Genomic DNA, 26326 nt, shown 5'->3' with positions numbered 1-26326 from the left:
CGCGAACTCTGGCCGGCAGGGGGTGCAGGGCCACATCCGGTCATGCGATGATCCGAAGATCATTGTTGAAAGTGCAGGTCAGAAGCCGTTCTTCTCTGCTCTGGGGATGGAAGGGCCGTTTCTCGACGTCTTCCTTCGGGTTCTTTCGGGCGGCGCCGGCGTCCCGAGGTCCTCGGGATCTTGCCCGCGGAAGCTCTTTTCTGCTATTGGACTCCGGGTGTGATGGCGGCGTCCGACCGTTCGGGTGACGGTGCCGGTTGTTCCCGGGTTCGCCGTTCGTGGGATTTCTGCCTGTCGGAAGCCGACGGATGGACCCCATCAGCGCCGTGAATGGGTTTGGAAAGGGGGCTGTTAGTGCGGCCGTCTAACTTGGCCTCATCGCTCGAGAGTCCGATGGCGGACCTGGTGCGCCGAAATGGTGTCGTGGAAAGGGGGATCGTTGACCGGAGCCGAGGAGGTCGAGCGGTGGATCGTCGGTCGTCTGGCCGATGTCACCGGCCGTGCCGTGGAGGACATCGATCCCGGCGAGACCTTCGCCGCTCATGGCATCGCGTCCGTGGAACTCGTCGCGATGCTTGCCGACCTGGGAGAGAGGATCGGTGTCACGGTCGACGAGACGATGGCCTACAGGTGGCCGACCCCCGCCCGGTTCGCAGTGGGGCTGACGTGTCCCGACGGGGCCGGCGGGCCTTCCCCGTCCGCGGTGGTCCCCGGTGACGGGACCGACGACCCCATCGTGGTCGTGGGGATGGCGTGCAGGTTCCCGGGGGGTGCGGACACTCCCCGGGCGTACTGGAGGAACCTGGTCGAGGGCGTCGACGCCGTCACCGAGATCCCGGACGCGCGCTGGGGCGGTCCTCCCGACTTCGTCCCCGACCGACCCACGTCCGGCCGCTACTCGTACACGCGCCGTGCGGCGTTCATCGACGACGTGGCGGGATTCGACGCCGGGCTGTTCGGGCTCTCCCCCCAGGAGGCCCTGCGCACCGACCCCCAGCACCGCCTGCTCATGGAGGTCGTGTGGGAGGCGCTGGAGAACGCCGGTATGCGGCCGGACGGCCTCGCCGGCGGGCGCACCGGTGTCTTCGCCGGTCTGATGGACTCCGGCCAGTACACCCGCCTGGGGCGTGAACGGCACGGAACTGAGGTCGCAGCCGACCCCTACATCGGTCTCGGGAGCTCACCCAGCATCGCCGCCGGACGCATCGCGCACCGCCTGGACCTGCGGGGCCCGGCCGTCACGGTGGACACGGCCTGTTCCTCGTCCCTGGTCGCCCTCCACTACGCCGCACAGAGCCTGCGCCGCGGCGAGAGCGACACCGCCGTCGTGGCCGCGGCATCGCTCATCCTGCACCCGGACGCGTTCGTGCAGGGGTGCGCGATGTCGATGCTGGCCCGCGACGGCCGCTGCAAGACCTTCGACGCCGACGCTGACGGCTTCGCCATGGGGGAAGGGGGAGGCGCGGTCGTCCTCGAGCGGATGTCCGACGCTCTCCGCCGGGGCCACCGCATCCGCAGTGTCCTACTCGGTTCGGCCGTGAACTCCGACGGCCGCAGCAACGGGTTGACCGCGCCCAACCCCGTGGCCCAGACGGCGGTGATCCGTGACGCCCTCGCGGACGCCGGGATCTCCTCGCAGGAGGTCGCCTTCGTCGAGGCCCACGGGTCCGGTACCGCTCTGGGCGACGAGATCGAGCTCACCGCGCTGCGAGAGGCGTACGGCGAGGGGCGCGGCGACGCACCGCTGTGGGTCGGCGCCGTCAAGACACAGGTCGGCCACCTGCTCGCCGCTGCGGGGATGGCGGGTCTGATCAAGACGGTGCTCGCCCTGGAGCACGGCGTGCTGCCGCCGAACCTGCACCTCGACACGCCCAACGGCGCGGTCGACCCCGACGGTCCGGTCCGGCCGGTGCCGGGCCGCCTGGACCTGCCGGGCTCCGCGAGGACCGCCGGGACCAGCTCCTTCGGCTGGTCCGGGACGAACGCCCACGTCCTCCTGAGGGCCCCCGCAGCCGACGTGGCGGGCCGGGCCGCTGACACGCGGTCCGAACGCGCGCCGTCGTCCGGTCCGGGGCTCCTGATGCTGTCGGCGGCCACCTCCGAGGCGCTGTCGGAGCAGGCCGCGGGACTCGCCGCACACCTGGTCGGGGCGTCCGGAGAGGCTCTCGAGGACGTTGCCATGACCCTCGACGAGGGGCGTGCGCGGCTCGCGGCCCGTCGCGCCCTGGTGGCGGCGGACATCGAGGACGCCGTGGGCCTGCTCAGCGCCGAGCCCTTCACCTCGGGATACGTGCTTCCGCAGGCGGGTCACCGCTCGCGGGTGGCGTACCTGCTCCCCGGTACCGGCGACCACTACCCCGCCATGGGCCGGAGCCTGTACGAGACGGAACCGGTCTTCGCGGACGCTGTGGACCGGTGCCTCGAGGTGCTCCAGGGCGAGGGGGTCGACCTCGAACCGCTGCTGTTCGCCGACCCGGCCCGAGAGGGGGCCGGCGACGTGTTCGGCCGGATCACGGCCGCGCGTTCGGCCGTACCGGGGGAGAGGGACCCGATCTCCCGCGCGGGGCTGTCCCACCCGTTCGTGTTCACCGTTGAGACGGCCCTGGCCGCCCTGCTCGAGGACCGCGGTGTCCGCCCGTCCGCGCTGCTCGGCTACAGCCTCGGCGAATACACTGCGGCCTGCCTCGCCGGAGTCTTCACCGTGGACGACGCGCTGCGCATCGTCGTGCGCCGGGCCCGCCTCATCGAATCCGTGCCCCGCGGCGCCATGCTCGCCGTCGCGGCGTCGCCGAACGACCTGGACGGCGTGCTCGCCGCCGCGTGCGGCCCCTTGGCGGTCGCCGCCTTCAACGGTTCCGCGATGACCGTGCTCTCCGGTACCCCCGAGGCGGTCGGAGAGGCCGAACGGCGGTTGGCCGGCGACGGTGTGACCGCCATGCGAGTGCGCAGTGACCACGCGTTCCACTCCTCGCTGCTCGACCCCGTCCGCACCGAACTGGCAGAGGCCGTGGCCGCGGTGCCCCGTTCGGCGCCCGGCGTGCCGATCGTCTCCAACGTCACCGGTACATGGCTGACGGAGGAGGAGGCGAGGAGCCCGCACTACTGGGCGGACCACCTCACCCGGCCGGTGCGCTACGCCCAGGGCGCGGCCGAGCTGCTGAACCGTGCCGACGTGCTGGTCGAGGTCGGCCCCGGCAGTGTCCTGGGCACGCTGATCCGGCAGGGCGGCGCCCTCGGACCGGAGAAGACCGTCATCGGCACTCTGGGGACTCCCGGGGAACGCGGCGCCCCTCCCACCGGCCCCGGAGCGGGGGAGAGGGACTCACTCCTGCGCGCCCTCGGCCACCTGTGGGAGCGCGGGGCGGCGGAACCCGGGCACGGGGGCGCCGGAGAGTTCGCCGATCTGCCGACCTATCCGTTCCAGCGTTCGAGGTACTGGCCGGAGCCGGCCGGCGGCACCGCGGCCGGGGACGCGGAACCGGAGTCTCCCGGGCCGGTCACGTACGCCCCCGGGTGGACGCGCGAGGACGCCCGCCCCGCTCGGGACACCCCGACCGGCCCCGGCCGCGGAAGGTTCCTGGTCCTGGCGGATCCCGGCGGTGTAGGGGCACGGCTCGCCGGGGAACTGAGCTCTCCGGGGACAACGGTGCTGACGGTTCACCCCGGGCGGGCCTACGCCAGGGAGGGGGACCGGTGCACCATCGACCCGGCCGACGCCGAGCACTACGGCAGGCTCGTGGCGGAGCTGGGGGCAGGGCCGGGGCCACTGAGCGTCGTCCACCTGTGGAGTCTGAAGGGGCGGGCACTGCTGGAGGCGACCGCGGAGGGCGCCGACGAGGTGCTCGACGAGGCGATCCGGTACGGCTTCGACTCCCTCCTGCTGCTCTCCCAGGCCCTGGGCGCACGCACAGCTGCGCACGGCCTTCGCCTCCTGACCGTGTCTGCGGGCTGTGCCGAGGTCGTCGGCGGCGAGGTCACCGCGCCCGAACGGGCCCTGGTGCACGGATTCGGACGCTCCTTCACCCATGAGTACCGGGGAGCGCGCTGGTCCGGCCTGGACATCGACACCGAGGCCGATGCCTCGGAAAGCGCCCGCGAAGTACTCCGGGAACTGCAGATGCTGGACCGGGGCGACCACCCGTCCGGTCCGGGCGCGCTGGCGGCCCGGCGGCACGGGTACCGGTGGACCCGGTCCTGGCGTCCTCTGCCCGGGACCGCGCGGTCGCTGCCCGCACCGGCTGCCCTGAAGTGGCGCTCGGACGGTGCCTATCTCATCACCGGGGGCACCCGCGGGCTCGGACTCGCCCTCGCGGGCGAACTCGCTCACAGAGGCGTACGGCGGCTGGCCCTGCTGGGCCGGGGCCCGCTGCCCGCGGTCGAGGACCTGGCCGAAGCCGCTCGCGCGGACGGGCGTCTCGCGCCGACAGCCCGGGGAGTCGCCGAGATCACCGCGCTCGGGGCGGAGGTGGTGCTGGTCAGCGCTGACACGGGCGAACCGGAGCAGCTGCGCGAGGCGATACGCGAGGTCCGCCGGCGCCTCGGAGGGCTTCACGGCATCGTCCACGCCGCGGGGCTCCCCAGCGGGGGCCTGATCCAGGGCAAGACTCCGGCGCTGTCCCGATCCGTGCTCGCGCCCAAGGTCGCCGCGCTCGGACCGTTCCTGGAACTCGCGGGACCGCAGGCGGCGGACGAACGGCTCGAGCTGTTGCTCTTCTACTCGTCGGTGGTCGGTGAGGTCGGCGGGCCGGGGGAGAGCGACTACGGCGCGGCCAATACGGTGCTCGACGCCTTCGCCGCCGCGGTCGACGATCCCGCCGGAACCCGCGTGTGCTCGGTGCTGTGGGGGCCCTGGCGGCACGACGCCTGGCAGGCGGAGGCGCTGGCGCACACACCGGAACTCGCCCGCGCGGTGCGCGACTACCGTGCGCGGCACGGTATCGGCGAGGCCGAGGGCAGTGCCCTGGCCGCCGCTCTGGCCCTGGAGGGCAGATCCACGGTGATGGCCGTGGGAGAGCCCTTGGAGTCGCTCTGCGAACGGTGGACGACGTTGAGCGCGCCCCCTGGGGGCGAGGCCGCCGAGCAGGCTCGGGGACGGGCCGGAAGGCATCCCCGCCCGCAGCTGCGCCAGCCCTACGTCGGGCCGCGCGATGAGACGGAGCGGCGAGTGGCGCACGTGTGGAGCGCGTTCCTCGGTATCGGCCGGATCGGCGTGCACGATCCGTTCTTCGACCTGGGCGGCAACTCCCTGGTCGGTATGAGCATCATGCGGGCGCTCGAGGAGGAGTTCCGGGTGGGCATGCCGCCGGCCGTGCTTTTCGAGCACCCGACCGTCGCCGAGCTCGCGGCGCGCCTCGGCGGCGGTTCGGCGGACACAGGGCCCATCGCGACCCGGGAGCGCGGAAGGCGCAGACGGCAGGCGCGCGTGGGCGACAGCGGCAAGCGAAGAAGAGGGCAGGCGACGTGACCGACGAGACCAACGGCCTTGCGGGGACCGACATAGCGATCGTGGGGATGTCGGGCCGCTTTCCCGGTGCCGCCGGCACCGGTGAACTGTGGGACCTGCTCGTCCGGGGCCGCAGCGGCATCACCCGGTTCACCGACGACGAGCTGCGCGACGCCGGCGTGCCGGAGCGGCTGATCGCCGACCCGGCGTATGTGGGGGCCGGTGCGGTGCTCGACGGCATCGACCTGTTCGACCCGGGCTTCTTCGGCCTGGCGGGGAAGGAGGCCCAGCTGCTCGACCCCCAGCAGCGCCTCTTCCTGGAGTGCTCGTGGGAGGCGCTGGAGGACGCCGGGTGCGCCCCGACGCGTTTCGAGGGCCTGATCGGCGTCTTCGGCGGGACCGCGTGGAGCACCTATCTCACCAACAACCTGCTGCCCAACCAGGCCCTGGTCTCCTCGACCGGTGAGCTCACGGTCGGGCTGGCCAACGAGAAGGACTCACTGACCACCCGGGTCTCCCACGTCCTCGGTCTGGAGGGGCCCTCCCTGGGGATCCAGAGCTACTGTTCCACCTCGCTCGTCGCCGTGGCCACCGCCGCCGCCAGCCTGGCAGGTGAGGAGTGCGACCTCGCCCTGGCCGGCGGCGCCTCCGTGCAGGTGCCCCACAGGGTCGGCTACCTGTACCAGGAGGGCGGGATGACCTCTCCGGACGGGCGGTGCGCCGCGTTCGACGAGTCCGCGCTCGGCACACCGGTGGGCAGCGGTGTCGCGGTCGTGGCGCTGCGCCGACTGGAGGACGCGGTGCGCGACGGCGACAGGGTGTACTCCGTGATCCGCGGCTGGGCGGTCAACAACGACGCGGGGCGCAAGGCCGGTTTCACCGCGCCGGGCGTCGGCGGTCAAGCCGCGGTCGTGGCCGAGGCCCTGGCGAGCGCGGGCCTGGCCGCCGCCGACATCGACTACGTCGAGGCGCACGGCACCGGTACGGCGCTGGGGGACGCCGCCGAGCTCGCGGCACTGCAGAAGGTGTTCGACGGGCAGACCTGCCTCATCGGTTCGGTCAAGACCAACGTCGGCCACCTCGACCGGGCCGCGGGGGCGACAGGGCTCGTGAAGGCCTCGCTGAGCCTGTTCCACGAGACGATCCCCGCCACCCTCAACTTCCGCGAGCCCAACCGCCAGCTCTCCCTGGGCGGAGCCGATCTTCACGTGGTCACCGAGCAGCGGGCATGGGCCCGGAGCGACCGTCCGCGCAGGGCCGGGGTCAGCGCCTTCGGTATAGGCGGCACCAATGCCCACGTGGTGTTGGAGGAAGCCCCGCGGGCCGAGCGGGAATCGGCAGGTGGAACGGGTGTGGAAATCCTCGTCTGGTCCGGGCGCAGCGCTCGGGCGGCCGACCGCCTCACCTCGGACCTGGCCGGCCGGCTCGCGGACGACCCCGCCGAGGGCCTGCTCGGCGACGCCGCCTTCACCCTGCAGCTCGGCCGGGACGTTTTCGAGCACCGCAGATTCCTCGTCGCCGACGCGGAGGCCGGCGCCGCCGCCGAGGCCCTGCGGACCGGACAGGGCGTGGTCGCACATCGAGAGCCGCGCACCGACCGGCCGCTCTGGTTGGTGGTCCCCGACCGGTACGAGGACCTGCGCTGGGCCGAGTCGATGTACGCCGAGGAACCGCGCTTCCGCGAAGCGGTCGACGCCTGCACGGCAGAGGGCGCCGACCTCACCGGCGGAGCCGTCCCGAACCTGGCCGCGGGCCGGCCGCAGATCGGCTCGTTCGTCGCCTCGTACGGGATGGCACGGTGGCTGCAGGACTCGGGGGCGGAGGCCGGCGCCGTCGTCGGGCACGGAACCGGGGCGTTCGTCGCCGCCTGCCTGGCGGGCGTTCTCCCACTGCGGGACGCGCTCACAGCGGTGCGGGCCACAGCGGACCGGGGGGACCCCGTCGAGCTGGCGGACCGGTTGCGCGACCGGGTCTCCTCCGGCACGCCCGGCATCGCACTGCTGTCCGGTGCGACCGGTGAGCCGGTCGGCGGGACGGGCCCGATCGACCCCTCGGAGCTGGCACGGCTGCTGACCGCAGAAGGCTTCGGGGCAGCGGAGGCCCTGGTCCGCGCCGGGGACGCCGCCGTGGTCGAACTCGGCGGGGGAGCCCTGACCGGCGCGATCGAGCGTGCGGACGGTCCGGTCCTCACCCTGACCGAAGACGCGGCCACCGTGCGGAGGACGGCGTACGCCCTGCTCGGCCGTCTGTGGAGCACAGGTGTGCCCGTGGACTGGTCGCGGTTGCAGCAGGGGCGTCCGCTGCGCAAGGTCGGCCTGCCGGGACACCCGCTCGACCGGGGCCGCTACTGGATCGACCCGCTCGCCCCTGCCACCGGGCCCGGTGGGGGACAGGACGTCCCTGCCGCCGTCCCGGCGCCGCCCGGGACCGGGACGGCGGCGGCAGGGGAACCGTTTCTCACCGCTCCGGTGTGGGAGCCGGAGCCGGGACCGGAGCCCGAGCCGTGGGGCACACCGCCGTCGGTGCTCCTCTTCACCGACGGCGGCCCCCTCGGCCGGGAGGTACGCGGTGGTCTGACCGGGCTCGGCGCCGAGGTGACCGAGGTCGGGGGCGGCGACCGGCTCCACCTTTCCGGTGGAGGGTGCACGGTCGATCCGGCACGCCGCGACCACTACACGGCCCTGGTCCGGTGGGCCGGGGAGAGGGCCGGGGACAGACCTGTCTGGGCCGTCCACCTCTGGGCCGCCCAGGAGCACGGCCCGGCACGGGCCGCCGCAGCCGGGGCCGCCGGCGTCGCGGCTCTCGCCGCCGCTCTGGGGGACTCCCGGCTGGAGGGCCCGCGCCTGCTGGTCGGCACCCGTCACGCCTGGGCGGTGTCCCGGGGCGAGGCCCCCCGGCCGGAACAGGCGGCGCTCGCACCGCTGTGCCTGGTCGCGGCCCAGGAGTACCCGGGACTGCTGTGCCGTGCGGTGGATCTCGGGAGCTCCGACGCCGGAGCGGCGGAGGCGCTGCTGGACGAGTTGCGCAGGCCCTCCGGCGAACCCGCGGTCGCGAACCGCGACGGACTGCGGTTCGTGGTCCGGCACGCCCCGGTCCCGGCCCCTGAGGAGGAGCGCCCCGGTATCCGTGCCGGAGGGACCTATCTGATCACCGGGGGCCTGGGAGACGTCGGACCCGTCGTCTCGGCCCACCTGGCCGAGCTCGGCGCGGGGCGTGTGGTTCTCACGAGCAGGAGCGGCCGGAGCGGCGCCGTGCCGTCGGCACTGCGAGTTCTGGCCGACGCCGGGACCGTGGTGGAGACCGTGGTCGCGGACGTCGCCGACGCCGCGCGCATGGGCGAGGTGGTGACGGACCTGGTCCGCAGGTATGGGCGGATCGACGGTGTCGTGCATGCCGCCGGAGTGACCACACCGGACGCCTTCCCCACGCTGGGCCACATGGACGAGGGGGCCGCGGCGCGTCACTTCGCCCCCAAGCTGGAGGGCGCGCGGGTCCTCCGCACCGTGCTCGCGGAGCTCCCACGGGACAAGGCTCCGGACTTCTGCCTGTTGTTCTCGTCGGTCTCCGCGGTGCTCGGCGGTATCGGGTTCGCCGCATACGCCTCGGCGAACGCGGCCATGGCCGCGTTCGCCCAGGCGGTCGGCACCACGGAGGGCGGCACGCGCTGGCAAGCGGTCCTCTGGGACACGTGGGCGCCGACCGCGACCCGTCTCGCGGACGAGACGGGAACCGCCTTCACCGCCTACGCGATGACCGCGGAACAGAGCGGGAACTCACTCGACCGCGCGCTCGCGTCGACGTCGTCCGTGCTGGTGGCGACGGCCGCCGACCCGGCCCTGCGCCTCGCCGGACGGTCCCCCGAGCCGCCGCCCGCCCCGGTCGCGGGGGCGGGACGCTTTCCCCGCCCCGAGCTCGCCCAGCCCTTCGTCTCGCCCGCGCCGGGGGCGGAGAGCCGGCTCGCCGGGATCTGGGCCGAACAGCTCGGGCTGGAGCGGGTCGGCGTCCGGGACAACTTCTTCGACCTCGGCGGAAACTCGCTCCTGGGACTGCACCTGCTGACGACCGTCGGCCGCGAGTTCGGCGTCAGGCTGCCCGCGGTGGCGCTGTTCGAGGCCCCCACGGTGCGGAGCCTGACCGCGCTCCTACAGGAAACCTCCGGGGCGCGAACGGAGCCCTCCCCCGTCGGAGGGCCTTCCGAGGGCCACGGGGCCTCCGGAGCGGTCGACCCGGGAGCCCGTGCCGCGTCCGGGACGGCGGCTCCGCTCCGCGACGAGGCCCCGCCGGCGGCCGCCGGCCCGCGCACGGCGGAGACGGCGGACGACCGACGCGTCGCGATCATCGGCATGTCGGGGCTGTTCCCGGGGGCGTCCAACGTCGCCGACTTCTGGCGGAACCTGGTGGACGGCCGGGAGTCGATCAGCTTCTTCACACCGGAGGAACTCGCGGAGGAAGGGGTGGATCCCGAGCTGGCCGCACGGTCGGACTACGTCAGGGCCAGGCCCGTCCTCGAAGGCATCGCCGACTTCGACGCGGGGTTCTTCGGCTTCAGCCCCCGCACGGCGGAGCTGACCGACCCGCAGCAGCGGAAGTTCCTCGAGGTGTGCTGGGAGGCCCTCGAGGACTCCGGGTACGGAGCACCGGACGGGCGCGGCAGGGTCGGTGTCTTCGGCGGCACCAACATGAGCACGTACTTCCTTCACTCCCGCCAGTACGACCTGCTCGCCACGGGCGAGATCAACGACTACGAGGCAGTGATGGGCAACGACAAGGACGCCCTCACCACCACCGTCTCCTACACGTTCGACCTCACCGGGCCCAGTACGGCGGTGCAGACGTTCTGCTCCACCTCGCTGGTCGCCGTCCACCTGGCCTGTCGCAGCCTGCTCGCGGGCGAATGCGGGATGGCTCTGGCCGGCGGGGTCTCGATCCGGGTGCCGCACAAGGTCGGCCATGTCTACCAGGAGGGGGGCATGGCCTCTCCGGACGGCCATGTGCGCGCCTTCGACACGCGTGCGCGCGGAAGCATGTTCGGTGACGGCGCCGCCGTGGTGGTGCTCAAACGGCTCTCCGACGCCCTGCGGGACGGCGACAACGTATGGGCCGTCATCCGGGGTTCGGCGATGAACAACGACGGCGCGATGAAGGTCGGCTACACGGCCCCCAGCGTCACCGGGCAGGCCGCCGTCATCCGTGACGCGCTGGCCGACGCGGGTGTCGACCCCCGGGAGGTCGGCTACGTCGAGGCACACGGCACCGGTACCCCGTTGGGCGACCCGATCGAGGTCGCCGCTCTGAACCGGGCCTTCGGCCCCGGTGCTGAGCGCGGTTCGTGCGCCCTCGGGTCGGTGAAGACCAACGTCGGCCACCTCGACCGCGCCGCCGGGGTCACCGGGCTGATCAAGGCCGCCATGGCGGTGCGGAGCGGGACGCTGCCCAAACAGCTCCACTTCACCGATCCCAATCCCGAGATCGACTTCGGGGCCGGCCCCTTCTACGTGCAGACCGAGACGACCGCGTTCCCCGGCGACGTCGGCCGCCCCCGCATCGCAGGCGTCAACTCCCTCGGCATGGGCGGGACCAACGTGCACGTCGTGGTCGAGCAACCGCCCCCGTCCGCCCTGCCCGCCCCTCCCGGGGGGAAGCGCCGCTACCACGTGCTGCCGCTGTCGGCCCGTGACGGGGAGGCCGTCCGACAGGCGTGCCGGCGGCTCGGCGCACGGCTCCTCACGGAGGACGCGCCGCCACTCGCCGATACGGCGTACACGCTCCAGGTCGGACGCGCGGTCTTCGACCACCGCCGAGCGCTGGTCGCGGGCTCGGTGGAAGAGGCGGCCGATGCGCTCTCCGAACGTCCGGGGGCCTCCGGGGCGATGGCTCGCACCGATGCCACACGTGGGCGACGGACCGCGTTCATGTTCGCCGGGGTCGGTGAGCAGTACCCGGGGATCGTCGCCGAGCTCTACCGCCGCGAGCCGGTCTTCCGCCGGGTCCTCGACGAGTGCGCGGAGGTGGTCCGCGAACGGGTCCCCGACCTCGACGTCGTCGGCCTGCTCACCGGAGCCCGTGCCGGACGCCACGACCTCGCCTCGCTCATGGGCCGAGGGGACGGCGCGGGGCCCGGGGAACAGCGGGTCGAGCAGATGCGCCGGACGGACATCGCCCAGCCGCTGGTCTTCGCGGCCGAGTACGCCACGGCCCGCACCCTCATGTCGTGGGGCGTCACGCCCGACCTGATGATCGGCTACAGCCTCGGTGAGTACGTGGCGGCCTGCCTCGCCGGCGTCTTCTCGCTGCGTGACGCCTTGCGCCTGGTGACCCACCGGGCAGAGCTGATCTCGGAACTGCCGGCCGGGGCGATGCTCGTCGTCCCGCTGACGGCGGAGCGGCTCCGCGAACGGTTCGGCCACCTGGGGGACGCCGGGTTGGACCTGGCCGTGGCCAACAGCTCCGACAGCGTCGTCGCCGGTTCGCGGGCCGCCGTTCAGGAGCTGGCGGCCCGGCTGGCCGCGGCGGGGGTCGCCAGCCGAGAACTCGACACCACGCACGCCTTCCACTCCAGGCACCTGGAGCCGCTGCGCGAGGTGCTCACGGGCTGGATCTCGGAGAACGTGACGCTGGGACCGCCCACGACGCCCTACCTTTCCAACGTCACCGGCGGCCCCGTCACCGCGGAGCTGGTCGCCGACCCGGCCTACTGGGCCCGCCACATGTGCGAGACCGTCCGCTTCGCCGACGGTCTCCGGGAGATCATCGACCGGGACGACCTCGCCGTCGTGGAGATCGGGCCGGGGCAGTCGCTCGGCGCCATGCTCCGCGGGGCCGAATGCCCCCGCGACCGGTGGCCGCTCATCGTCGCCACGCTGCCGGCCGCGCACGACCCGCGTTCCGACGACCTCACGATGGCGGACTGCCTGGCCCGGCTCTGGCTGGCCGGCGTGGACGTCGACTGGCGGGCCCTGCACCTCCAGCAGGAGGACGGACGCCCCCCGCGCCGGGTACCCCTGCCCACCTATCCCTTCCAGCGCCGGAGGTTCTGGCTCGACCCCCTCCCGGGGGACCGGCCGCGGAACTCCGGGGAGGGCACTCCCCGGCAGGAGGACGACGGCGTCTTCGCCGAGGTCACCGCCCTGCCACGGCTCCCCGAAGGCGACTGGCTGCACACGCAGGCGTGGCGGCGGCTGCCACCGCTCGCCGGCCGTACCGGGGCACCGGGGACCTGGCTCGTACTCACCGGCCCCGGAGCGGCCGACGCGCTCGCAGCGTCGGTGCGCGAGGCGGTCGTCCGCGCCGGCGGCGAAACGGTCGCTGTGCACGCGGGCCCGACCTATGCGGAGGACGGCGACGGGTTCCGTATCCGTCCCGGGTCCCTCGAGGACACCGGTCGGCTGCTGCACGAGCTGCGTTCGCGGGGCGTGCGGCCGGACCGTGTGCTCCACCTGTGGACACTGGCCGACACACCGGTGGAGGCGGAGCACATCGGGCTCGGGTTCGAGACGCTCACCGCGCTGGCGCGCGCCGCCGGGGAGGCGGGATGGGAGGACTGGTCGCTGGACGTGGTCGCCCGGGGCACCCAGTCGGTCCTTCCGGATGACGTGCCCCTGCCGGCGAGGGCCACCGTCATCGGCCCGGTGCGGGTGATCCCGCTGGAGTTCCCCGGGGTGAGGACCCGGCTGATCGACGCCTCCGACGCCGCGGACCCGGGGGTTCTCACCGAGGTGCTGTCCTGCGGGACCGACCGGGTCGTCGCGATCCGGCACGGTGCGCGCTGGACCTCGGACCACGTCCGGCTGCCGCAGCCGACCGGGGGCGAAGGCCTGCTGCGGGAAGAGGGCGTGTACCTCGTCACCGGTGGTCTGGGCGGCATCGGCCTCGCCATGGCGGAGGAGCTGGTGCTCGGACACCGGGCGCGCCTGGTCCTCGTCGGCCGTACCGGGCTGCCGCCGCGGGAGGACTGGGACGCGATAGCCGCGGGCGAGGTCCCGGCGGACGAGGAGGTCCGGCGCCGGGTCGCCGCGGTGAACTCCCTGGTCCGCGCCGGAGCCGAGATCGAGGTCCTCGCCGGGGACGTGAGCGACGGGCGCGACATGGAGAAGGCCGTCGGCCTCGCCCTGGAACGGTTCGGCGCTCTGCACGGCGTGTTCCATGCCGCGGGTGTGCCCGGTATCGGCCTGATGCAGCTGAAGGATCCCGCCGACTTCGGCCGTGCGCTGGAGCCCAAGGTGGCCGGCACCGAGGCCCTGGAAGCCGCACTGCGCACCGGGAAGGAGGACGAGATCGGGCTCGACTTCCTGGTCCTGTTCTCCTCGATCACCTCGTTCACCGGCGGCGGCCCCGGCCAGGTCGACTACTGCGCGGCCAACGCCTATCTCGACGCGTACGCACACGCCCGCTCGGCCACCGGCCGGCGCACGGTCGCCATCGGCTGGGGCGAGTGGCGGTGGAACGCATGGTCCGCGGGCCTCGACGGCTACGACGAGCCGCTGCGCGACTTCTTCAAGCGGCACCGGGAGCGTTTCGGTATCGGGTTCGACGAGGGGTGGAGGGCGCTGGGACGCGCCCTGGCCTCCGGGCTGGCGCACGTCACGGTGTCCCCCCAGGACTTCGCGGCCGTTGTCCGGCTGAGCGGTGACTTCGACGTCGACACCGTCCGACCGCCTGCGGGCGGCCCGTCCGGGACACGGCACCCCCGTCCGGACCTGACCACCGCCTACACAGAGCCGCAGACGCCGACCGAGCGGGCCGTCGCCGACGCGTGGGCCGGGATGCTGGGCCTGGAACGCGTCGGCACCGCTGACAACTTCTTCGAACTCGGCGGCAACTCGCTGATCGGGGTGGACCTGATCAGGCGACTGCGGACGGACCTGGGCCTGGCCGAGCTGCCGCCCCACGTGCTCTATGAAACGCCCACGGTGCAGGAGCTGGCCCGGTTCGCCGACGCCCTCCTCCACGGGGACGACCGTCCCGGTGCAGAGGGGCGGGGCCAGGACCGGGCCGACCGGCGGCGCACGGCTCTGAAGGACGGCGTGGCCCGACGAAGGAGAATGCGATGAACCAGTCGAACGACACCGACACCGGGGCCGCAGTGGCCGTCATCGGAATGTCCGGGCGCTTTCCGGGGGCCGCCGACGTCGACGGTTTCTGGGGCGCGCTGCGTGCGGGCCGCCCCGGTCTGCGGCCGGCGACCGACGAGGAGCTGGGGCGGGCGGGGGCCGGGGAGGAACGGCTCTCCGACCCGAGGTACGTGCGGGTCACGGCACCCGTCGAGGACGTGGGGCTGTTCGACGCCTCGTTCTTCGGGCTGACGCCGGGGGAGGCCGAGGCCACGGACCCCCAGTACCGGCTGTTCCTCGAATGCTGCTGGGAGGCTCTGGAGTCCTCCGGGTACAGACCGGACCGGATGCCGGGGGCGACCGGTGTCTTCGGAGGGTGCGGCTTCAGCCACTACCTGCAGCAGAACCTGCTCACCCGCCCCGACCTGGTGGACTCGCTGGGCAAGCTCCAGTTCGCCGCCGGCAACGACCGGGACGCGCTCACCACGATGGTGTCCTACAAGCTCGGCCTCCGGGGTCCCAGCCTCGGGGTGCAGACCTTCTGCTCCACCTCGCTGTCGGCGGTGCACCTGGCGGTGCAGAGCCTGCTGACCTACGAGAGCGACGTCGCGCTGGCCGGCGGAGCCTCCATCGACCTTCCGCAGCCCTCCGGTTATCTCTACGAGGAGGGCGGGATCCTCTCGCCGGACGGGATCGTGCGCAGTTTCGACGCCGCGGCGAACGGCACCGTGGTCGCGAACGCCGTGGGCGTGGTCGCGCTCAAGCGCCTCGACGACGCCCTGGACGACGGCGACCGCGTCCACGCCGTCGTCCTGGCATCGGCCATGAACAACGACGGCCGCGGCAAGGTCGGCTACTCCGCGCCGGGGACGACGGGCCAGGCAGCGGTCATCGAGGACGCGATCCGCCTGTCCGGGGTGGCCCCGTCCGACATCGGCTACGTCGAGTGCCACGCCACCGGCACCATGCTCGGCGACTCGGTCGAGCTCTCGGCGATGCGGAGGGCCTTCGGATCGATCGAACAGGAGAACCCGGCCCCGGGGCCCCGGCCTGTGACGGTGCTCGGCTCGCTCAAACCGACCCACGGCCACATGGACCGTGCTTCGGGCGTGGCCGGACTCATTCGCGCCTGCCTCAGCCTGAGCCACGGCGTGCTGCCGGGAACGCCGAACTACACCACCCCCAACACGGCCCTGGCCGAGGCGGGCGGCCGGTTCGAGGTGTTGACCGAGCAGCGGCCCTGGCCGCGCGACGGACGGCCCCGCCACGCCGGTGTGAGCTCGTTCGGCCTCGGCGGCACCAACGTCCACCTCGTCCTCCGCGAACCCCCCGAACCGACGGTCCGGCCCACCCGAGGCGGACCCCACCTGCTGGCCTGGTCGGCCCGGGACGAGGAATCGCTGGCCGAGGTCGCGCGTCGGCTGCACGACCACCTGGCGGCCCGCCCCGGCCTCGACCTCGGCGATGTCGCGTACACGCTCCAGCAGTCCCGAACGGGCTTCGCGTCGCGCGCCCACGTGGTGTGCGCCGACCACGACGACGCCCTGGCAGCCCTGGCCGACCCGGCGCGCTGGTCCACCGGAACCGCCTCCCATGACAACCCGCCGGTCCGGCTGCGCTCTTCGGACACCGGCGCCGAGCGTGGCTGGAAGGAGCTCTCGGACGTGTTCCCCCGCCTCGGACCGGCCAGGGGCCCCGAGCACCTGATCCGCATGATGGCCGAGGCCGGGGCCCGTTTCACGGCCCCTGCCGGGGTCGAGCCGTGGCTCGAGGAGCTCGTCGGCCCGGCGGACGCCGACCCGAAGGCGGCGGACGGCCCGTCCCTGGCCGCCGCGCCTCCTGAGGAGGGCGCCGCCGAGTGGCTGCTGCACCGTCTCGGCGACCTGTGGATGTCCGGGGTGGACTGGGACTGGTCCGTGTTCTCCGACGGCGAACGCCGTCGCGTGGCACTGCCCACCTATCCCTTCCGCCGACAGCGCTACTGGATCGAACCGGGCGCCCCGGCCTCCCCCGGGGAGGGGAACGGGCCCGGAACGGACGCGTCCCGCAAGGCCGACCCCGCCGACTGGTTCTACCAGCCCGTCTGGCGACACCGCCCACTCTTCGCCGGGGCCGACCCGGAGGCGTTGCGCGAGCGGGGACCGTGGCTGGTGCGAAGCGACGGGCCCCTCGGCGAGGCTGTGGCCGCCCGTCTCCGGGCGGTGGGCGCCCGGGCGTGGTCCGTGCGCTCGGGGGAATCCTACGGCGGGTCGCCCGAAGAGGGCTTCACCGTGCGGGTCGACGACCGGGCCGACTACGAGAAGGTGTTCGACGCGATCGGCGGGCGGCCCCGGACGGTCCTCTTCGACGCGGGGACGGGACGGCCCGTACCGGAGCCCGGCAGCGCGGCGGAGCGCGCCGAGGCCTTCGACCAGGAGCAGCGGCACGGCTTCCACGGCGCCAGGGCGCTGGCCGCGGTGCTTCTGAGCCGCCCCTCCGGCGATCCCCCGCGGACGGTCCTGCTCAGCCGCCATGCGCAGCACGTGGTCGGGGAGGACCTGCTGCGCCCCGGGTACGCCACGCTGGGGTCGCTGGCCATGGTGCTCAACCAGGAGCACGCCGGCGCCACCTGCCTTCACCTGGACCTGGACCTGCCCTACGGGGACCGGCCCTCCGACCGGGCGGTGGACGACCTGCTCGCCGAGGTCTGCCACGGAGCCGATCTGCAGGTGGCCCTTCGGGACGGCGGACGCTGGGTCTGCGACTACGAACCGCTGAAGGTGCCCGCCAACCCCCCCGGCGGGGCGCTGCCCGGCCTGCCCCGGGGGGCGGTCGTGCTCATCACCGGAGGGCTGGGCGAAGTCGGCTTCGCGATCGCGGAGCACCTGGTCCGCACCGTCGACGCACGTCTGGTCCTGACCACGGCGTCGACGCTGCCGCCCCGAGAGGAGTGGAAGGACCTGTTGAGCCGTGCCGACGGCTCCGAGCGCGTACGGCGCTGCCTCCGGCACGTGCTCGCGCTGGAACGGGCCGGCGGGCAGGTACTGGCCCTGGGGGCCGACGCTGCCGATCCGGAGCGTATGCGCGAGGTCGTGGCGCTGGCCGAGGCCCGGTTCGGCCGTGTGGACGCGGTCGTGCACGGCGCCGGGGTCTCCCACCGGGACCACTTCGACACGGCCGTCGCCATGACCGGCGCCCAGGCCGCGGCGCACTTCGGACCGAAGGTGCACGGCTTCCTGGCACTGCAGGAGGCGCTGGGGGGCCGGGCGCCGTACCGGGTGACGCTCTCCTCGCTCGCGGCGGTCCTGGGAGGTCTGGGGTTCGCGGCCTACGCCGGCGCCAACGCGGCACTGGACGCGTACGCGCTCCGGGAGCGGCTGGCCGGGCGGGGGCGGTGGCTGTCGGTGGACTGGGAGACGTGGCGCACCCGCGCCGAGGCACACGTCGCGCCGGGCACCACGGTCGCCGACTACGCGATGTCCGTCGCCGAGGGCGTGGAGGTCTTCGACCGGGCTTGGTCGTTGGTGCCGAGAACCGGGCGGCTGGTCGTGTCCAGCGGATCGCTCGCGGCGCGGCGGGTCCAGTGGACGACCCCGGAGCAAGCCCCTCCGAGCCGCACCAGCACCCCCCGCCACCCCCGCCCCGAGCTGACGACGCCCTTCGCTCCTCCGACGACCGCCTTGCAGAAGCGGTTGGCGCACGTGTGGAGCGATGTCCTCGGTGTCGAGGACATCGGGCTGGACGACGTCTTCTTCGAGCTCGGAGGCCATTCGCTGCTCGCCACCCAGCTCACCAACCAAGTGCAGCAGGAACTCGGAGCCCCCGTCTCGGTGATGGCCGTGCTCCACTTCCCGACCCTGCGCCAGTACGCGGCCGAGCTCGCCCCCGTGGCCGGCCCCTGACCCCCTCCTACCCGAGAGAAGAAGCATGACCATGAACGTCATCGGCGTCGCCGGAGCAGGTGTGATGGGCGTCGGAGTCGCCCAGAACCTGGCACAGACCGGTCACCGGGTCGTCCTCGTCGACAAGGACCGGAAGGTACTCTCCACCGCACTCCAGACCATCGAGAAGCAGACCCGGATGAGCCGACTGCTCGGCGGCCCTGCCCTGGACGCCGAGGAGGTCCTCGGAAGGATCGCCTCCGCCGAGGACCCGGAGGCGCTCGTGGAGGCCGACCTCGTGATCGAGAACATCACGGAGGACTGGGAGCTCAAGCGGGACCTCTACCGGCGGATGGATCGGATCTGCAAGCCGGACACGGTCTTCGTCGCCAACACCTCCGCTCTGCCGATCACCCGTATCGCCTCGGTGACGGGCCGGCCCGAGAGGGTCATCGGCGTCCACTTCATGAACCCTGTGCCGATGAAACCGGTTGTCGAACTCATCCCGGGACACCACACCTCCGAGGAGACGGTGCGGCGCACCCGCGAACTCCTGACCGCGATGGGAAAGAAGGCCGTCGACGTCAAGGACGCCTGCGGGTTCGTCTCCAACCGGGTGCTGATGCTGACCGTGAACGAGGCAGCCTTCCTGGTGCACGAGGGCGTCGCCTCCGTCGAATCCGTGGACGAGGTGTTCCGCGGCTGCTTCGGCCACCCCATGGGCCCGCTGGAGACCGCCGACCTCATCGGGGTCGACACCATCCTCTACAGCGTCGAGGTCCTGTACGAGCACTATGCCGACAGCAAGTACCGGCCGTGCCCGCTGCTCAAGGAGATGACCGCCGCGGGCCTGCACGGACGCAAGTCCGGGCGCGGCTTCTACAACTACGGAAACCCCGCCTGACGTTCACCCCCCGACCCGTCGAACAGAAGAGGGACCCATGTCCGACAACGACTCCAAGACCATCGCCGACTTCATCCGCCAGCGCTATCCCCAGGTGGACTTCGCCCACGACGAGGACATCTTCTCGCTCGGTTTCGTGAACTCGCTCTTCGCCATGGAGCTCGTGATGTTCGTGGAGCAGACGTTCGGCTTCACGGTTCCCACCGAGGAGCTCCGCATCGACAACTTCCGCACCATCGATTCGATCACCGCGCTGGTCCACCGCCAGACGACCGCCGCCTGAGGGGGCACAGTGTCCACTGCACTCGACGCCCCCGACCGCCTTCCGGCAGCGGGCCGCACCGCTGCACGGGACTTCGCGCGGACCCACGTGGAACCGCGGGCCGGGCGGTTCGACCAGGACGAGCACATCCCGGACGAGCTCCTCGACAGGATCGCCGACGCGGGCCTGTGGGCCCCCTTCGTGCCGGCCGTGTACGGCGGCCAGGGCGCCTCGATGGTGGCCTTGGGGCATATCCACGAGGAGATGGGCCGCGCCTGCTCCTCGGTGCGCAGCCTGCTGACCGTGCACGGCATGGTCACCTGGGCCGTGCTGCGGTTCGGCAGCCCGGCCCAGAAGGAGAGATGGCTGCCGCAGCTGGCGTCGGGCGCGGTGCTCGGCGCGTTCTGCCTCTCCGAGCCGGGGTCCGGCAGCGATGCTGCGGGGCTGGCCGCCCGGGCGGCCCGGACCCTGCAGGGCTGGGTCATCGACGGCGTCAAGACATGGATCACCGGTGGCCGGCGGGCGGACCTGTTCCTCGTCTTCGCCCGGACCGACAGCGGTATCGGCGCCTTCCTGGTCCCGCGCGGGACCGCGGGGGTCACGGTCACCCCCATCCGCGGCATGCTCGGTACCCGCGGCAGCATGATCGCCGAGGTCCGTCTGGACGGCGCCCGGGTGGACCCGGACATGCTGGTCGGCCCGGACGGCTTCGCCTCCGGCATGGTCATGACAGGTGTGCTCGACCTGGGCCGCTACAGCGTCGCGGCCGGTTCGGTGGGCATCCTGCAGGCCTGTCTCGACGCCTGTGCCCGGCACACCGCGCAGCGCGAGGTGGGCTCCGGTCCTCTCAAGGACCTACAGCTCATACGGGCGAAGCTGTCCGACATGGTCACCGACACCCGGGCCGCACGCCTTCTCTGCGAGGAGGCCGGGCGGCTCAAGGACAAGGGCGACGAGGCCACTCTCATGGCGACATGGGTCGCCAAGTACTTCGCGTCCACCGCGGCCGCCAGGCACGCCTCCGAGGCGGTGCAGGTCCACGGCGCCCTGGGGTGCAGCCCCGGCCACCCGGTGGAACGGCTGTACCGCGACGCCAAGGTCATGGAAATCATCGAGGGCAGCAACGAGATCCAGCGGATCACGATCGCTGAGGACGCATACCGGGAGACCTCTCATGAATGACGAACTGGTCGAGGAGAAACGCCGCGGCAGGGTCAAGTGCGTGGTCTGGGACCTCGACCACACCCTGTGGGACGGCGTCCTGCTCGAGGACGGCGCGGTCAAGGTGAAGGGCGAGATCGCCGAGGCCATCCACAGGCTCGACGGCCTGGGAGTCCTCCACTCGATCGCCAGCAAGAACGACCGCGAGGCCGCCTGGGAGCAGATCGAACAGGCCGGTCTGGCGGACATGTTCCTCTACCCGCAGATCGGCTGGAACGCCAAGTCGCATTCGGTCAGGCAGATCGCCAAGAAGCTCAACATCGGGATCGACGCCATCGCCTTCGTCGACGATCAGGAGTTCGAGCGCGCCGAGGTGTCCGACTCGTGTCCGGAGGCGATCGTCCTCGATCCGGCCGAGTTGGCCGGGGCGCTGGAGACCCCGGAGTTCCGGCCGCGCTTCGTCACCGGCGAATCGCGCCGACGCCGCGAGATGTACCGCAGCCAGATCGTTCGCGACGACGAGGAGGAGGGCTTCGTCGGCACCAGCGAGGAGTTCCTCTCCCAGCTCGGCCTGGTCGTGCAGATCAGGCCCGCCTCCCGCGACGACCTCCAGCGCGCCGAAGAACTGACCGTGCGGACCAACCAGCTCAACTCCACCGGCCGTGTCTACTCCTACGACGAGTTGGACGGGCTGAGGGAGTCCGACGGCCACCTGCTCTACGTGGTCGCCCTCGACGACAAGTTCGGGTCCTACGGCAAGATCGGCCTGGTTCTCATCGAGACCTCGCCGGAGGCGTGGAACCTGCGTCTGCTGCTCATGTCGTGTCGGGTGATGTCCCGCGGGGTCGGCACGATCGTGCTCAACCACCTCCTCCACCGGGCCCGTGAGGCGGGTGTCGAACTGCGCGCGGACCTGGTCGAGACCGGACGCAACAGGATGATGCAGATCGCCTACGCGTTCTCCGGGTTCCGCGAGATCGACCGGCAGGGGAAGCAGGTCACGCTGCGGGCCGACCTCGAGGAGATCGCGCCGCTGCCCTCCCACGTCCGACTGATCACGGACTGAACCGGAAGGCGTGAGAGTGTCCACACGAGCCGTTCCCGACCGCTGGCTTCCCTATCCGGGGGCCGACGGAGCACGCATGACACTGCTGTGCCTGCCGCACGCGGGAGCCGGTGCCTCGGTGTACCGGAACTGGGGCGCCGGGCTGCCGGGCTGGATCAGTGCGGCCCCGGTGCAGCTGCCGGGCAGGGAGACCCGCTTCAGGGACCCCCTCCGCCACGACTGCCAGGAACTGGTGGCGGACCTGGCGAAGGAGGTCGCACCGACCCTGGCAGGTCCGTACGCGGTGTTCGGCCACAGCCTCGGCGCGCTGCTGGCCTACGAACTGGTGCGGGAGCTGGGCCGGCTGGGGAGTCCGCCACCCGTGCGCCTGTTCGTGTCCGGACGCAGAGCCCCGCAGCAGCCGGAGAGCCCGGCCAGGGGACCCGACACCGGCCTCGACGGCCTGGCCCGCTTCCTCCGCCTGCTCGGCGGCACCCCCGACGAACTGCTCGCGGACCGCAGGGCGCTCGCCCTGGTGGAGCCGATGCTGCGGGCCGACTTCGCGGTCAACGAAAACTACCGCTACGTCTCCCACGCCCCCCTCGACGTTCCGATCACCGCGTTCGCGGCCTCCGCCGATGTCCGTGCCTCCGTCGCCGACGTCACCGCCTGGGGGGCCCGTACCAGCGCCGGTTTCCGGCTGCACACGCTGCACGGCGGCCACTTCGCCGTCCTGGGGGAAGCCGCACGGGTGCACGGTCTGATCGCGGAGGAGCTCGCCCCGTGGACCTGAACCCGCCGTACCGGTCCGGCCCCCGCAACCGCCGCGTGCGGTCGCGGACCGTGTTCCCCGGGCCCCCGAGGCCCCGGCCGGAGTCCGCATCGAAGAACACCCCTGTGATGGAGGGCAAATGACCGACGACCCTGAGACGTTCGAGCGGTACGCCGCCGTCCTGCGTCCTCTGCTGCCGTACCTGGGGGACGAGCCGGTGGACCGCGGGATGTCGCTGACCGATCTGGGGCTGGACTCCTTCGGTATCGTCCAGGCCCTGGTGGAGCTCGAGGCGGAGTTCGGTGTCGAGTTCCCCGACGACCGCCTCACCGCTGAGACGTTCGCCTCGGTGGGCTCGCTGTGGGAGGCGCTGGCCTCCCTGGCGGAGGCGGGACGCGCCGATGCCCGGTGAGCCGATGAACCGTGCCGCCGGCGGGGAGGCCGCCACCGCGGTGCACGACCTGCTCGACTCGGCGGCGGCCCTCCGGCCCCGGGCCCCGGCCGTGCGCGACGACGACGGTGTCTGGGACTACGCCCAGTTGCGGGAACGGAGCCTGCGCGCAGCCTCCTGGCTGCGTCTTCGCGGAGTCTCCGCCGGCGACAGGGTGGTGGTGCGCCTGCCCAACGCCCGGCCCCTGGTCGCCCTCCTGTACGCGGCCTCGCGTGTGGGAGCGGTGCTCGTGCCCGTGCCGCTGCGCGCCGGGAGCCGTTCGTTGAGCGCGATCCTCGCCGATGCGGAGCCCGCGATCATGGTCGACGCCGAGGTCGCGGAAGTGTGCGTGGCCGGTGCGGTGCCGGTGTACCCGCCGGCGGTGATGGCCGAGGAGGCCGCCGTCGGCGACATGTGGCCGGAGCGGCCGACGGCCGGCCGACTGGCGTTCATCCTCTACACCTCCGGCAGCACGGGGGCTCCGAAGGGAGTGATGTGCTCGCATCCGGCGGTGCTGTTCGTGGTCGACGCGATCGTCCGCCGGCTGGGGTACACCGCCGACGACCGGGTGCTGTGCCGCATCCCGCTCTCCTTCGACTACGGCCTGTACCAGATCCTGCTGTGCGCCGCCGTCGGCGCGGAGCTGCAGCTGACCTCGGACACCGACGCCGCACTGCTCCGCCGCATGGCGGACTGGCGGGCGACCGTGGTGCCCGTCGTCCCCACTCTCGCCGCCGGCCTCGTCCTCCTGGCCAGGCGCCGCCGGGCGGACACGGCCGTCCGGCTGTTCACCAACACGGGGGCCGCGCTGCCGGAGGCGCAGAGAGCAGCTCTGCGCAGGGCATTCCCCGGTGCGTCCATCGCCCTCATGTACGGCATGACGGAGTGCAAGCGCATCTCCATCCTGGAACCGGACGCCGACCTGGAGGTCGGGGACTCCGTCGGACGGCCGCTCGACGGCACTTCGATCACCGTCATCGACGACCAGGGGCGCGAGGTCGACCCAGGACACCACGGGCAGTTCGTGGTGCGCGGCCCACACCTCATGGACGGGTACTGGCGCAGTCCGGAACTGACGGCCGCCCGCTACCGGCGCACACGTGACGGCGAGGTCGTGTTGTACACCGGTGACTACGGGTCGGTCGACGAACACGGCCACCTGTACCTGACCGGTCGCCGCGACTCCATCTTCAAGCGGCGCGACGTCCGGGTCAGCACCACGGAGATCGAATCGGCCGCGCTCGAAGCCCCCGGCGTGCACATGGCGGTCGCCCTGCCGCCCCGGGCCGAGCGCGACCTGGAACTCGTCGTCACCGGCGACTGCGATCCCGACGAGGTGCTGCGGCGGCTGCGCGAATGGCTGGAGCCCGCCAAGGTCCCCGCCCGCTGCACCCGGCTGGCCGACCTGCCCCTCACCGCGCACGGTAAGACGGACCGAGCCGGTCTCGAGGCGATGCTGGATGAGCGGTGAGACGGACAGCCGGCCGCCCCCGCGGAAGCGGGGGCGGTGCCGCCTCCGGTCGCAGAACCGCACCACGCCCGCACCCCCTCGTTTCCGTTGCGCTGTGACGGCAACCCCACCGCCAACGAGGAGAGACCTATGACCTCGAGTTTCGCCCATCACGTCCACGACGTGCTCAAGCGCCATGCAGACCGGCACCACTACACGTGGGTCCGTGACACCGCCGCCGGAGTGGTCGAGGAGCGCGTCGCCTTCGGCGAGATCGACGAGCGGGCCGCGCAGGTGGCCGACGGCCTGACCCGGCGCCTGGAGACCGGGAGCCGGGTGCTGCTGGTCTACGCCTCGGGCATGGACTTCCTGCCCGCCTTCCTGGGGAGCCTGTACGCAGGCATGGTGCCGGTGCCGGCGCCGCTGCCCAGGGACGGACGTGCCATGGAGCGCATCTCCGGCATCGTGGCCGACGCCGAAGCGCGCCTGGTACTCACCTCGCAGGAGAGTGTGTCGGGCGTGGCCCGGCTGCTGCAGGAGGACGGCCGGTTCGGCGCGCTCGACTGCGCCGCCACCGACGCCGCCCCCCTGGGGGACGCCGCCCGCTGGCGGATGCCGGAGGCCCCCGGCTCCGAGACGGTGGCGTTCCTCCAGTACACCTCGGGCTCCACCAGCGAGCCCAAGGGAGTGGTCGTCACCCACGGCAACCTGCTGGCCAACGAGGAGGCCCTCAGCGCCGGCCTGGCGCTGAACGAGGGTTCGGTCATGGCCAGCTGGCTGCCGCACTTCCACGACATGGGACTGATGGGCGGACTGCTCATCCCCGCGTTCGTCGGCGGGGACTGCGTGCTGATGAGCCCCACCCATTTCCTCAGACGCCCGGTGCACTGGCTCCAGATGATGAGTCGGCACCGGGCCGACGCCACCTTCGCGCCGAACTTCGCCTACGACCTGTGCCTGAAGAGGGTCACCGAGGAACAGATCCGCGAACTGGACCTGAGTGCGCTGCGCGCATGCGTCAACGGGGCGGAGCCGGTCCGGGCCCGGACGGTGGCGGACTTCACCGAGCGCTTCTCGGCGGCGGGACTGCGTGCGGACGCGATGAAGCCGGGGTTCGGCCTCGCCGAGGCGACGCTCGTCGCCACCTTGACCCCGCCCGGTCGCGCGGCGGGCTCATGCGTGGTCAGCCGGGAGGAACTGGCCCGCGGCCGGGCACTCCCGTCCACCGGGGAGGGCGGGGTGCCGCTGATCAGCAGCGGGAGAGCGGTGATCGAACAGGTCCTGACCGTGGATCCGCGCACCCGCGAGGAACTGCCCGAGGCCCGCGTCGGTGAGATCTGGGCGCGGGGAGCGAGCATCGCGCGGGGGTACTGGAACAAGCCCCACGACACGGGCGAGACGTTCGACGCGTACACCGCTGAGGGGGCCGGCCCGTTTCTGCGCACCGGAGACCTGGGCTTCCTGATCGACGGGGAGCTCTACGTCACCGGGCGGAGCAAGGACACGGTCATCATCAACGGCCGGAACATCTACCCCCAGGACATCGAACAGGTGGCTGAGGCGGTGCATCCGGCGCTGGCCGGCCGGGTGGGCGCCGCCTTCGGCACCGGCACCGGGCCCGAGCACGTGGTGATCGTCCAAGAGGTCCGGGCCCCCAGGCTGCGGGACGTGTCCCTGCGGGATCTCGCGCTCCGGATCCGTGAGGCGATCGTCCGCACGTTCGATGTCACGATGCCCAGCGTGGTGCTGATCTCTTCCGGTATCCCGCGCACCACCAGCGGCAAGATCCGCCGCCGTGCCTGCCGGGACGCGTTCATGTCCCAACAGCTCGCACCGCTGCACCAGGAGCTGGCGCCCGACGTGCGAGCCCTGCTGGAGGAATCGGCGCCGTCCCCTGCAGCGGACCGCAGGACAGCGCCCCAGCCTTCGTGACGAGGACGGCGTCACCG

Annotated in this window: 11 protein-coding genes; all 11 read left to right on the top strand. The window is 72.6% G+C overall.

The annotated features are described in order from the left end of the window. The first annotated feature begins 439 nt into the window (after window positions 1–439). The 11 genes from ACQPYD_RS20205 to ACQPYD_RS20155 all read left to right on the top strand — a co-directional run bounded on the left by ACQPYD_RS20205 (window position 440) and on the right by ACQPYD_RS20155 (window position 26309). Window positions 440–5464, top strand: coding sequence for an SDR family NAD(P)-dependent oxidoreductase (locus ACQPYD_RS20205; protein ID WP_433697159.1), 5025 nt, complete (start codon window positions 440–442; stop codon window positions 5462–5464). Then, entirely contained in the window at window positions 5461–14493 is a 9033-nt protein-coding gene (locus ACQPYD_RS20200; RefSeq protein WP_433697158.1) for an SDR family NAD(P)-dependent oxidoreductase, read from the top strand. The genes ACQPYD_RS20205 and ACQPYD_RS20200 overlap by 4 nt, the downstream gene beginning before the upstream one ends. Continuing rightward, complete coding sequence (locus tag ACQPYD_RS20195; RefSeq protein WP_433697157.1) at window positions 14490–18374, top strand: SDR family NAD(P)-dependent oxidoreductase; 3885 nt, start codon at window positions 14490–14492, stop codon at window positions 18372–18374. The genes ACQPYD_RS20200 and ACQPYD_RS20195 overlap by 4 nt, the downstream gene beginning before the upstream one ends. A gap of 25 nt (window positions 18375–18399) precedes the next feature. Next, complete coding sequence (locus tag ACQPYD_RS20190; RefSeq protein WP_433697156.1) at window positions 18400–19257, top strand: 3-hydroxyacyl-CoA dehydrogenase family protein; 858 nt, start codon at window positions 18400–18402, stop codon at window positions 19255–19257. A 37-nt stretch (window positions 19258–19294) separates the two neighbouring features. Next, window positions 19295–19540: an acyl carrier protein gene (locus ACQPYD_RS20185; RefSeq protein ID WP_433697155.1), complete on the top strand. Its 246-nt coding sequence runs from the start codon at window positions 19295–19297 to the stop codon at window positions 19538–19540. 9 nt (window positions 19541–19549) lie between these two features. Beyond that, the gene (locus ACQPYD_RS20180; RefSeq protein WP_433697154.1) at window positions 19550–20701 is read left to right on the top strand and encodes an acyl-CoA dehydrogenase family protein; all 1152 of its coding nucleotides are present in this window, start codon (window positions 19550–19552) and stop codon (window positions 20699–20701) included. After that, window positions 20694–21746, top strand: coding sequence for an HAD-IIIC family phosphatase (locus ACQPYD_RS20175; RefSeq protein WP_433697153.1), 1053 nt, complete (start codon window positions 20694–20696; stop codon window positions 21744–21746). Before ACQPYD_RS20180 ends, ACQPYD_RS20175 begins: the two co-directional genes overlap by 8 nt. Before the next feature lie 76 nt (window positions 21747–21822). Continuing rightward, entirely contained in the window at window positions 21823–22518 is a 696-nt protein-coding gene (locus tag ACQPYD_RS20170; RefSeq protein ID WP_433697152.1) for a thioesterase II family protein, read from the top strand. 118 nt (window positions 22519–22636) lie between these two features. Next, window positions 22637–22909 carry a phosphopantetheine-binding protein gene (locus ACQPYD_RS20165; RefSeq protein WP_433697151.1) on the top strand — a complete coding sequence of 91 codons (273 nt, stop codon included), beginning with the start codon at window positions 22637–22639 and terminating at the stop codon, window positions 22907–22909. Between the two features lie 4 nt (window positions 22910–22913). Then, window positions 22914–24398: a class I adenylate-forming enzyme family protein gene (locus tag ACQPYD_RS20160; protein ID WP_433697150.1), complete on the top strand. Its 1485-nt coding sequence runs from the start codon at window positions 22914–22916 to the stop codon at window positions 24396–24398. Between the two features lie 129 nt (window positions 24399–24527). Beyond that, on the top strand, window positions 24528–26309 hold the full coding sequence (locus ACQPYD_RS20155; protein WP_433697149.1) for a fatty acyl-AMP ligase: 1782 nt from the start codon (window positions 24528–24530) through the stop codon (window positions 26307–26309). The last annotated feature ends 17 nt before the right edge of the window (window positions 26310–26326 follow it).

The sequence above is a fragment of the Nocardiopsis sp. CA-288880 genome (genome assembly GCF_050955985.1).
GTDB lineage: Bacteria > Actinomycetota > Actinomycetes > Streptosporangiales > Streptosporangiaceae > Nocardiopsis > Nocardiopsis tropica.
The sequence above is the reverse complement of the archived record's forward strand: the minus strand, read 5'-3'. Positions and strand labels throughout refer to the sequence as shown.

Bases quoted from the DNA above. Each gene is read 5' to 3' on its own strand.
- ACQPYD_RS20195 (WP_433697157.1), top strand. From the start codon at position 14,490: ATGAACCAGTCGAACGACACCGACACCGGGGCCGCAGTGGCCGTCATC.
- ACQPYD_RS20190 (WP_433697156.1), top strand. From the start codon at position 18,400: ATGACCATGAACGTCATCGGCGTCGCCGGAGCAGGTGTGATGGGCGTC.
- ACQPYD_RS20185 (WP_433697155.1), top strand. From the start codon at position 19,295: ATGTCCGACAACGACTCCAAGACCATCGCCGACTTCATCCGCCAGCGC.
- ACQPYD_RS20175 (WP_433697153.1), top strand. From the start codon at position 20,694: ATGAATGACGAACTGGTCGAGGAGAAACGCCGCGGCAGGGTCAAGTGC.
- ACQPYD_RS20170 (WP_433697152.1), top strand. From the start codon at position 21,823: ATGACACTGCTGTGCCTGCCGCACGCGGGAGCCGGTGCCTCGGTGTAC.
- ACQPYD_RS20165 (WP_433697151.1), top strand. From the start codon at position 22,637: ATGACCGACGACCCTGAGACGTTCGAGCGGTACGCCGCCGTCCTGCGT.
- ACQPYD_RS20160 (WP_433697150.1), top strand. From the start codon at position 22,914: ATGAACCGTGCCGCCGGCGGGGAGGCCGCCACCGCGGTGCACGACCTG.
- ACQPYD_RS20155 (WP_433697149.1), top strand. From the start codon at position 24,528: ATGACCTCGAGTTTCGCCCATCACGTCCACGACGTGCTCAAGCGCCAT.